The organism is Streptomyces sp. NPDC030862, assembly GCF_055571835.1.
Genome location: NZ_JBVIEN010000016.1, coordinates 34,019 through 43,672, shown reverse-complemented (window position 1 = coordinate 43,672; position 9,654 = coordinate 34,019). Strand labels below are relative to the sequence as shown.

Annotated in this window: 9 protein-coding genes; 3 read left to right on the top strand and 6 right to left on the bottom strand. The window is 73.4% G+C overall.

What is annotated here, in order from left to right; genetic code table 11:
• Positions 1-171 precede the first annotated feature (171 nt).
• From ACZ42X_RS31655 to yczE, 4 genes are all read right to left on the bottom strand, one after another.
• Positions 172-546 carry an RNA polymerase-binding protein RbpA gene (locus ACZ42X_RS31655; RefSeq protein WP_026278069.1) on the bottom strand — a complete coding sequence of 125 codons (375 nt, stop codon included), beginning with the start codon at positions 544-546 and terminating at the stop codon, positions 172-174.
• Between the two features lie 254 nt (positions 547-800).
• A complete protein-coding gene (locus ACZ42X_RS31650) occupies positions 801-2,138 on the bottom strand; it encodes an MFS transporter (RefSeq protein ID WP_468297365.1) in 1,338 nt (445 codons plus the stop codon).
• 43 nt (positions 2,139-2,181) lie between these two features.
• Positions 2,182-2,940 carry a glycerophosphodiester phosphodiesterase family protein gene (locus ACZ42X_RS31645; protein WP_468297362.1) on the bottom strand — a complete coding sequence of 253 codons (759 nt, stop codon included), beginning with the start codon at positions 2,938-2,940 and terminating at the stop codon, positions 2,182-2,184.
• Positions 2,937-3,608, bottom strand: coding sequence for a membrane protein YczE (yczE, locus tag ACZ42X_RS31640; RefSeq protein ID WP_468297359.1), 672 nt, complete (start codon positions 3,606-3,608; stop codon positions 2,937-2,939). The genes ACZ42X_RS31645 and yczE overlap by 4 nt, the downstream gene beginning before the upstream one ends.
• Before the next feature lie 101 nt (positions 3,609-3,709).
• Between yczE and ACZ42X_RS31635 the strand changes: the two genes are divergently transcribed.
• Positions 3,710-5,215 (top strand): SCO1417 family PLP biosynthesis transcription factor, encoded by a 1,506-nt coding sequence (locus ACZ42X_RS31635; protein ID WP_468297356.1) that lies wholly within the window; start codon positions 3,710-3,712, stop codon positions 5,213-5,215.
• 89 nt (positions 5,216-5,304) lie between these two features.
• Here ACZ42X_RS31635 and ACZ42X_RS31630 read toward each other — a convergent pair whose 3' ends face one another.
• The gene (locus ACZ42X_RS31630; RefSeq protein WP_468297353.1) at positions 5,305-6,918 is read right to left on the bottom strand and encodes a hypothetical protein; all 1,614 of its coding nucleotides are present in this window, start codon (positions 6,916-6,918) and stop codon (positions 5,305-5,307) included.
• A gap of 50 nt (positions 6,919-6,968) precedes the next feature.
• Entirely contained in the window at positions 6,969-7,163 is a 195-nt protein-coding gene (locus ACZ42X_RS31625) for a hypothetical protein (RefSeq protein ID WP_017949565.1), read from the bottom strand.
• A gap of 317 nt (positions 7,164-7,480) precedes the next feature.
• On the opposite strand from ACZ42X_RS31625, the gene ACZ42X_RS31620 reads away from it, so the two are divergent.
• Both ACZ42X_RS31620 and ACZ42X_RS31615 read left to right on the top strand, forming a co-directional pair.
• Positions 7,481-7,873, top strand: coding sequence for an ankyrin repeat domain-containing protein (locus ACZ42X_RS31620; protein WP_361429733.1), 393 nt, complete (start codon positions 7,481-7,483; stop codon positions 7,871-7,873).
• Between the two features lie 232 nt (positions 7,874-8,105).
• Complete coding sequence (locus tag ACZ42X_RS31615; protein WP_468297350.1) at positions 8,106-9,524, top strand: HEAT repeat domain-containing protein; 1,419 nt, start codon at positions 8,106-8,108, stop codon at positions 9,522-9,524.
• The last annotated feature ends 130 nt before the right edge of the window (positions 9,525-9,654 follow it).

The window sequence follows — 9,654 nt, the reverse complement described above, 5'->3', positions numbered from 1 at the left end:
CTCCCCCCCCCCCCCCCCCCCCCCCCCCCCCCCCCCCCCCCCCCCCCCCACCCCCCCCCCCCCCCCCCCCCCCACCACACCCCCCCCCCCCTCCTCCCCCCCCCCCCCCCCCCCCCCCCCCGCGGCTCTTGCTTGCTTCCGTGCCGGCGCGGTGCCGGCCCGTTCACGCGATCAGGCGGACTTCCGGCTGTCGCGCGGGTGCACGGCGATGTTCATGGCGCCGGAGCGCAGGACCGCCAGCCTCTCGGCCAGCACTTCCTCCAGCTCCTCGCGAGTGCGCCGCTCCATGAGCATGTCCCAGTGCGTACGCGCCGGCTTGCCCTTCTTCTCCTCGGGGCCGTCCCCGTCCACCAGAAGTGCCTGGCTTCCGCAGACCTTGCACTCCCACTCCGGCGGAATCTCCGCCTCGACCGAGAACGGCATCTCAAAACGATGCCCCTTCTCGCATGCGTACTCCACCGCCTGGCGCGGGGCCAGATCGATGCCGCGGTCGGTCTCGTAGCTGGTCACCACGAGGCGCGTGCCGCGAAGAGCTCGCTCACTCATGAATCGTGCCTCCCGGGCTTGTCGCCCACAGGACAGGTGTCGCTGTCGTCGTCATCCGGTCAACGTCCGGTCGGCGGTAAAGATTCCCGTTGCGGGTCATGCGTCGCCCAACGTGCCGCCCCTTTTTGTACCCACCAGTGCCCGGTTTGTCACATCTGGCAGAAGATGTCACCCAGCGTCTTCACTTCTTCGGCGCGCAGTAACGCTCCGCCTGGCAGGCCAAAGGCGTACACTACCGGACTTCTGTTCTGTGGCTAAATCCGATCCGGTACGGGGTTTCCCACGGCCGCCACCGCACGCCGCACGGGTACCCGCGCGAGCAGGGCGAAACCCAGCCCGAAGAAGACCACGAGCGAGATGATCGCGTCCCGATAACTGCCGGTGACCTGGTACGCGAGGCCGAAGACGAGTGGCCCCAGCCAGCTCAGCCCCCGGTCGCTCATCTCGTACGCCGAGAAGTACTCGGCCTCCTTGCCGCGCGGTACCAGGTGCGAGAAGAGCGAGCGCGACAGCGCCTGGCTGCCGCCCAGCACCAGACCGATCGCCGCCGCAAGGGCGTAGAACCAGACAGGGGCGCCGGCCGGCAGGAAGTACGCGGCCGCCAGGATCAGCGTCCACACGGCGAGCGACCCGAGGATCGTCCGCTTGGCCCCGTACACGCGTGCCAGGCGGCCCATGCCGAGGGCGCCGGCCACCGCCAGGACCTGCACCAGCAGCACCGCCGTGATCAGCGTCGTCTGGTCCAGGCCCAGCTCCTCGGAGCCGTAGATGGAGGCCTGCGATATCACCGTCTGCACGCCGTCGTTGTAGACCAGGTACGCCAGCAGGAAGGACAGCGTGAGCGGATGGCGCCGCATGTCGCGCAGCGTCCCCATCAGCTGCCGCCACCCCGACCCGACGGAGCCCTCCCCGCCGGCCGCCGCCACCTGCCGGTCGCGCAGCCGGCGCAGCGGTATCAGCGTGAAGGCACCCCACCACAGACCGGCCGACGCCAGGCAGATGCGTACCGCCTCGGACTCCGACACCCCGAAGGAGTCGTGGCCCGTGTACAGCACGAGATCGATCACGAGGACGAGCGCGCCCGACGTATAGCCGAACGCCCACCCGCGCGAGGAGACCGCGTCCCGCTCCTCCGGCTCCGCGATCTGCGGCAGATAGGCGTTGTACAGCACCATCGAGACGGCGAGCGAGGCGTTCGCCACGATCAGCAGGAACGCGCCCAGCAGATAGCGCTCCCCGTCCAGGAAGAACAGCCCCGTCGTCGCCGTCGCCCCCAGGTACGCGGCCGCCGCCAGCAGAGGCTTCTTGCGGCCCGTCCGGTCGGCCACCGCCCCGGCCAGCGGCATCACCAGCACCGCCAGGACGACCGAGACGGAGACCGCGTACGCGAAGACCGAACCCGCGCGGACCGGGATTCCGAGCGGATGGACGAAACCCTCCGCGTCCGCGGCCGCCTTGGCGACCGACGTCAGATACGGGCCGACGAACACCGTCAGCACGCTCGTCGAATAGACGGAGCACGCGAAGTCGTAGAAGTACCAGCCCCGTTGCTCACGTATCCGGTCTGCCCGGCCGGCGGTTCCGACGGTCACGGCCGCCCCCCTCGTTCGTCCCCGTGGTGAGACGGCCCGGGCCTCAGACCCACACTCCCCGGTCGGTCAGCACCGTGCGCAGCGTCTCCAGATGATCGGTCATGATGCCATCCACCCCCAGATCGAGCAGGGCGGCCATCCGTTCCGGATCGTTCACCGTCCAGACGTGCACCTGGAGACCCCGTTCGTGCGTGGCCCGGATGAACCGCCGGTCCACCACCCGCACCCCGCCCTGGCTCTCCGGCACCTGCGCCGCCACCGCGCCCCCGCGCAGCGCCGCCGGGATCCCGTACGAACGCAGCCGCAGCCCCAGCACCCCCCGCACCCCGTACGAGGTCGCCAGGCGCGGCCCCGCGAGGCGTACGGCCCTGGCCACCCGGCCCTCGTCGAAGGAGCCGACGCACACCCGGTCCCAGGCGTCCGCCCTGCGGATCAGCTCCAGCAGGGGCGACAGGGCGGCCTCCGCCTTGACGTCCACGTTCCAGCGGGCGTCCGGGAACTCCTCCAGCAGCTCCTCGAAGAGCGGCAGCGGTTCCTTGCCCGCCACTCGGGCCTGGCGGACCACGCTCCAGGGCAGTCGCGCGATCCGGCCCCGGGCGTCCGTCACGCGGTCCAGCGTCGCGTCGTGGAAGGCGACGAGCCGGCCGTCGGCGGTGGTGTGCACATCGGTCTCGAAGTAGCGGTAACCGGCCACGGCGGCACGCCGGAAGGCGGCCACCGTGTTCTCCAGCCCGTCCGCGGCCCCGCCGCGATGGGCGAACGGTATGGGCGACGGGTGGTTGAGGTAAGGATGGCGAGTCACCGCCGCAGTATGGCCCGCCGCGGTGTCCGCCGGGCGACCACCGTGCTGACACCCGTGTCCGGGACGGCGAAGACCCGCAGGAACAGCTGGGCGAGCGGCCCGATCGCCAGGGCGTACGCCACCGTGCCCACCCCCACCGAGCCACCCAGCAGGAACCCGGCGAGCACCACCCCGGCCTCGATGGCCGTACGCACCAGCCGGATCGACCGGCCCGTACGGCGGTGCAGCCCCGTCATCAGCCCGTCGCGCGGGCCGGGCCCGAGGCGGGCCGCGATGTAGAGCCCGGTCGCCACACCGTTGAGGGCGATGCCGGCCACCATCATCGGGACTTGCGCCGGCAGGCCGTGGGCGGTCGGCAGCACCGCCAGCGAGGCGTCGATGGCGACGCCGAAGACCAGGACGTTCGAGACGGTGCCGAGCCCCGGCTTCTGCCGGAGTGGGACCCACAGCAGGAGCACGACGACGCCGACGAGCATCGAGACCACGCCGATCGACAGCCCGGAGCGTTCCGCCAGGCCCTCGTGCAGCACGTTCCAGGGCTCCAGGCCCAGCCCGGCACGCACGAGCAGGGCGGAGCTCACGCCGTACAGGACCAGACCGGCGTACAGCTGGACCAGGCGCCGCGGCAGACGCCGCCCGCGCAGGTCTCTGGTTGAGGTGATGGACAAGGTGTGCCCCCGGAGTGGTGGTGGTGGACTGCCTCGTGTCACTCTGGGTGCGGGAATTGGACTCCAACCATGGCCAATTCCAGGAAGGTGGACTGAATTCCATGACCGAGTGGACCTCCGCGGTGGGTGCGGCCCAGCTCGCCCGGCAGCTGACCGCCCAGCAGCCCCGCCCCGCCGGCCCCGGCACCCGCAAGCCGCCCGCCTACCGCGCCCTCGCCGACGGCATCCGGCTGCTGGTCCTGGAAGGCCGTGTCCCGGTCGCCGCCCGCCTGCCCGCCGAGCGCGAACTTGCCCTCTCCCTCTCGGTGAGCCGCACCACCGTCGCCGCCGCGTACGAGGCGCTGCGCGCGGAGGGCTTCCTGGAGTCCCGGCGCGGTGCCGGCAGCTGGACCGCCGTGCCGGCCGGCAACCCGCTGCCCGCACGCGGCCTGGAACCGCTGCCGCCGGAGTCCCTCGGCTCCATGATCGACCTGGGCTGCGCGTCGCTCCCGGCGCCCGAGCCCTGGCTGACCCGCGCCGTGCAGGGGGCGCTGGTGGAGCTGCCGCCGTACGCCCACACGCACGGCGACTACCCGGCCGGGCTGCCCGCGCTGCGGCAGATGCTCGCCGACCGGTACACCGCGCGCGGCATCCCGACCATGCCCGAGCAGATCATGGTGACGACGGGCGCGATGGGCGCCATCGACGCGATCTGCCACCTCTTCGCCGGCCGCGGCGAGCGCATCGCCGTCGAGTCACCGTCGTACGCCAACATCCTCCAGCTGATGCGCGAGGCCGGCGTCCGGCTGGTGCCGGTCGCGATGGCGGAGGGCCTGACCGGCTGGGACATGCCCCGCTGGCGCCAGGTCTTCCGCGACGCCGGGCCCCGTCTCGCGTACGTCGTCGCCGACTTCCACAACCCCACCGGCGCCCTCGCCGACGAGGAGCAGCGCCGCCAGCTGGTGGACGCCGCCCGCTCCGCCGGGACGGTGCTCGTGGTCGACGAGACCATGACGGAGCTGTACCTGGAGGAGGGGCTGGAGATGCCCCGCCCGGTCTGTTCCTTCGACCCGGGCGGCAGCACGGTGATCACCGTGGGCTCGGCCAGCAAGGCCTTCTGGGCCGGCATGCGCATCGGCTGGGTCCGCGCGGCACCCGACGTGATCCGCTCCCTGGTCGCCGCCCGCGCCTACGCCGACCTCGGTACCCCGGTGCTGGAGCAGCTGGCCGTCACCTGGCTGATGAGCACCGGCGGCTGGGAGGAGGCGGTCGCCCTGCGCCGCGCCCAGGCGCGCGAGAACCGCGACGCGCTGGTCGCGGCGGTCCGCAGGGAGCTGCCCAGCTGGGAGTTCGACGTGCCTCTCGGCGGCCTCACCCTCTGGGTCCGCACCGGCGGCCTCTCCGGCTCCCGCCTCGCCGAGGTCGGCGAACGCGTCGGCGTCCGCGTCCCCTCGGGCCCCCGTTTCGGCGTGGACGGCGCCTTCGAGGGGTACGTACGGCTGCCCTTCACGGTCGGCGGTCCGGTCGCCGACGAGGCGGCGGCCCGCCTGGCGGCGGCCGCCCGGCTCGTCGAGTCCGGCGCCCCGGGCAGCCCCTCCGCCGAAGCGCCGCGCACCTTCGTGGCCTGACGGTCGGCGGGCCCGGCCGGGGGGCCTGACGGTCCGCGGGGCCTACCCGGTCGGGGCTCCGGCACGAGTCCGGCCCCGGTCGGGCCGCCTCAGCCCGTCGTGGTCTCCCGGGGCCTGCCCGCGAGGTGCTGCAGCCGCACCGTGTCAGCGGTGTGCTGCGGCTCCGGAAGCAGCTCCAGCACCGCCTGCCGGTGCGCCTCGCTCGTCGCGTCGTCGTACGGGTCCGGTGTCGCCGGCACCTGGAGGCGCAGGACCGGTCCGGTACCCAGCCGTGCGTACCCGCGCCCCGGCGGCACGCTCGGCGGCGGCGTGGTGTGGGGCGCGGCGCCGAGGACGGCCTCCACCTGCTCACGGGAGGCGGGGCCGAGCACGACCCGGGCGCGCGTGTGGGTGCGTACGGCCTCGCTGAGCGCGTCCACGCCGTCGAACTGCTCCGCCACGACGACGGTGACCTGCGCCGCCCTGCCGTGCCGCAGCGGCACCCCGAGCAGCTCCTGCGGGTCGGGGCGCCCGTCGGCCGCCGCCAGGTGCCCGAGGGCGGCGGGCCGGTCCACCAGGATCCACAGCGGCCGCTTGGTGTCCTCGGGGGCCGGGCGGCCCGCCTGGCGGGCCCGGTTCGCCGCGATCAGCCGCCGCTCCGTCTCGTGCGCCGCCCACTCCAGGCTGGTCAGCGCCCCGGAGAGTCCGCACTCGACGCCCAGCACCCCGGCGCGGCCGTGCAGGCAGGCGTACTCCCCGGTGCCGCTGCCGTCGACGATGACCACGTCGCCGTGGTCCAGTGCCTGAAGCGCGAGGCAGCGCAGCAGCGACGTGGTGCCGCTGCCGGGGGCGCCGACGGCGAGCAGGTGCGGCTCCGTCGAGCGGGGGCCCGTCCGCCACACCACGGGCGGCGCGTCGCGCCGCTCGTCGCCCGCGCGGACGGGCATCGTCCGCTGCACCGCGTCGTCGTCGGTGAACCCCAGCACCGTCTCGCCGGGCGCCGTCACGAAGGGCTGCGCCGCGATGGTGGTCGGCAGCGCGGGCAGCACCCTCATGAGGAGCTGGTTCTCCTCCTCGTACCACTGGAAGAAGTACTCGCGGCCGCGCCCGGACTTGGCGTGCAGCAGGTGCTCGATCCGGGCCCTCGCGGCGGCGTCCCCGTCGGGGAAGTACGCCGGGTACGCGATCCGCAGCCGCGTCGGCCGCCCGTCCGCGTCGAAGTCGAAGTCACTGAGGGCCTTGCTCCACTCCCCGCCGTGGGCGAAGAGCGGAGCGGGGTCCTCGGGGACGGAGAAGTGGGGCACCAGGGCCTCGTAGAGCGCCTTCAGCCGCTCCTTCTCCGTCTCGTCGGGCCCGGTCTTCACGACCGGGCGCTCGCGTCCGTGCCACGCCGCCGCGCCCATCACCGACACGAGCGCGAGCAGCGGCCCGTACGGCGCGAGGGCGACGACCAGGACGCAGGCCGCGGCGAGGAACAGCGCGGGACCGCGCCGGTCCTTGGGGGTCGCCGCCCACTTGGCGCGGCCCGCCGCGGCCAGCCTCCGCAGACCACGGGTGATCGTGATCAGCGGATGGAGGACGTCCGTGGCGCTGTCGGCGGCCGTTCGCGCGATCTCCCGGCTCCGTGCGATCCGGTGGCTGCCGCTGCTCAGCACGCGGCTGTTCAGCACGCGGCTGCTCAGGACGCGGCTGCTCGGAATGCGGGGGAGTGGTCGCCGGGCCACGTCGTACTCCTGAGGGCCTGAAGGGATGGGAGGGGTCGTGGGCGTCGGCGTCAGAACTTGATCCCGCCCAGCAGGCTGGCGAGGCTCGCGCCGCCCGCCGTGATGCTCGGGGCGATGGCGGTACCCGCCAGGTAGAAGCCGAAGAGGGCGCAGACGAGGGCGTGGGAGGCCTTGAGCCCGTCCTTCTTGAAGAAGAGGAAGACGATGATGCCGAGCAGGACCACGCCGGAGATGGACAGGATCATGAGTTTCTCCTGGGTGAGGGGACAGTCACCTTGAGTACTTCCAAGCTCACCGCAAGTATCAATGCGACAAAAGATGCAAATGGGTGAAATGTCGGAGTTTTCGCTGGATCGGCGTACGCCGGCCCTTGTCGCCCCCGCGCATGACCGCCTTGAGGTGATCTTTCCCACTGCCTGGCGGAGTCGCCCCACGGCCCGGGCAGTACCCTGTCGGTTCACTTGCACGGCGACCCGCCGTGCGTACTGGTTCCACCCACGTCCGCGCAGGTCAGCACGGCCGGCGCGGATACGGGTCAACGACGTGAAAGGCGGTCCGTCCGATGAGTGAGACTCCGGACCCCGAGGTGATCGAGCTGGCGTCCAGGATCTTCGACATGGCGCGGCAGGGGGACGCCAAGACACTCGCCGAGTACGTCGACCACGGCGTGTCCCCGAACCTCACCAATGACAAGGGCGACTCCCTGGTGATGCTCGCCGCCTACCACGGCCACGCCGAGGCCGTGGAGGCCCTCCTCAGCCGCGGCGCCGACCCCAACCGCGTCAACGACCGCGGTCAGACGCCCATCGCCGGCGCCGTCTTCAAGGGCGAGGACGACGTGGTGCGCGCCCTCCTCGCGGCGGGCGCGGATCCGGAAGCCGGGACTCCGTCCGCCGTGGACACCGCCCGCATGTTTGGGAAGGCACACCTGCTGGAGCTGTTCGAGTCCCGGTGAACGGGGACTGAACCCCAGGCGAGAAGGGTGCCGTAAATGTGGTCGCGGTGGCGAAATGGCTGGGTCATCATGACGTCGAGCCCACAGGGGGCCACCGACGAGAGGCAGAGGAAGATGGTCGACACCAAGCGGAAGACGACGAGCGGCTCCACATGTTGCTGCGCGGCCTAGGCACCCCACCGTTCACCGGGGACCCCCGGTTGCGTCGACAGCTTGATGTGAGGCATTTTCCATGTTCGATCCGGTCATAGCGCCGAGCGGTACGCTGCTCGGCCTGTTGCAGAGGGGCCGCGGCGACGGCACGCTGCACGCGCTCGCCGCGCCACGCGCGGAGGCCCTCGCCGCCCTCAACCACTGCGTCCTGAACGACCCCCGCCAGGACTGGCAGGTCGAGAACCGCTCCCTCTACTACGCGCGCCTCTACCTGGACCTGCACGGTGGGCTCGACGCCGTCGAAGCCCATCTCTTCAGCCACGAGGACCACCTCGACACGGACGAGTCCCGCACCGGGCTCGCCCTCGCCGTACTCGGCCACCTCGCCTCATACGGCCGTGAGGACGCCCTCGTGCTGCTGCGCGGGTACGCCGCGACCGGCGCCAACTGGACCTGGGCCCTCGACGAGCTCGCGCTGCGCGACGACGACTCCGCGCTGCGCGCCCTCGCCGAGCCCGTGCTCGCCCGCTTCCCGGCCACCCCGGAGGGCGACGCCGAGCTCGCCGCCGCCGTACGCGACGCCTTCGAGCCCCGCCCGTGGCGGCTGTGGGCCGAGGACCGGCGGGACGCCGTCGGCGCCCGGGTGCGGGCCGCCCAGGAACGCGGCTCCTTCGACCGCTGGCAGCGCCAGATGCGCCCCACGGGGCCACGCCCCGGCTGGAGCGTCCAGGCGGTCTTCGACTGGGCCCAGGAGGGCCTGGAGCGCGGCTCCGCGCTCCACGTGCCCGCCGCCCGCTGCCTGACGGCCGTGGCGGGGCCCGAGGACCGGACCCTGATCCTCGAGGCCGCCCGCAGCGGCTCGGACGGCGCCCGCTGCGCCGCCCTGCACTACCTGGCCGAGGCGCGGGACCCCGCCGTCCTGGACCTGATCGAGGCCGCCGCGGGCGACGGCTCCCGTACCGTCGCCGACGCCGCCGTCGCCGCCTTCGAGCGGATGTGCGGAGAGGCGGCCGTCGACCGGGCACGCGGCTGGGTGCACCGGCCCGACGCGCTCGGCAGCTCGGCGGCCGGCGTGCTCGCCTCCCGGGGCGGCCCCCAGGACGCCGCCCTGGTGCTCGGCGCCCTGCGCGAGGCCGTACGGACCCACGGCCCGGACGCGCTCGCGCTCTACCCGCTCGTCGACGGGGCCGGCCGGCTCGGCATCGCCTGCGCCGCACCCGTCCTGCGCCACATCTACCGGGAGACCGCGGCCTCCCAGCTGCGCGGCCGCACGGCTCGCGCCCTCGCCGCGACCGATCCCTCCTTCGCCACCGGCTTCGCCGTCGAGTGCCTGTGGGACTGCGAGGAGACCACCAGGGAGATCGCCGCCCTGCACGCCGAGACCGGGGACGTACGCGTCGCCGAACGGCTGCGCCACCTCGCCGCCGACCCGGCGGAGGAGGACGAGGTGCAACTGGCCGTACGCAGCAGGATCGGTCCGGACACACCGACCGGCTGAGGCCGCCGCGCCGACCGGCCGTGCCGCCCCACCGCGCCGACCGGCCGTGCTGCCCCGCCGTGCCGACCGGCCGTGCCGCCCCGCCGTGCCGACCGGCCGTGCTGCCCCCCCGCGCCGACCCCGGCGGCTG

Bases quoted from the DNA above. Each gene is read 5' to 3' on its own strand.
- ACZ42X_RS31615 (WP_468297350.1), top strand. From the start codon at position 8,106: ATGTTCGATCCGGTCATAGCGCCGAGCGGTACGCTGCTCGGCCTGTTG.
- ACZ42X_RS31655 (WP_026278069.1), bottom strand. From the start codon at position 546: ATGAGTGAGCGAGCTCTTCGCGGCACGCGCCTCGTGGTGACCAGCTAC.
- ACZ42X_RS31635 (WP_468297356.1), top strand. From the start codon at position 3,710: ATGACCGAGTGGACCTCCGCGGTGGGTGCGGCCCAGCTCGCCCGGCAG.
- ACZ42X_RS31625 (WP_017949565.1), bottom strand. From the start codon at position 7,163: ATGATCCTGTCCATCTCCGGCGTGGTCCTGCTCGGCATCATCGTCTTC.
- ACZ42X_RS31620 (WP_361429733.1), top strand. From the start codon at position 7,481: ATGAGTGAGACTCCGGACCCCGAGGTGATCGAGCTGGCGTCCAGGATC.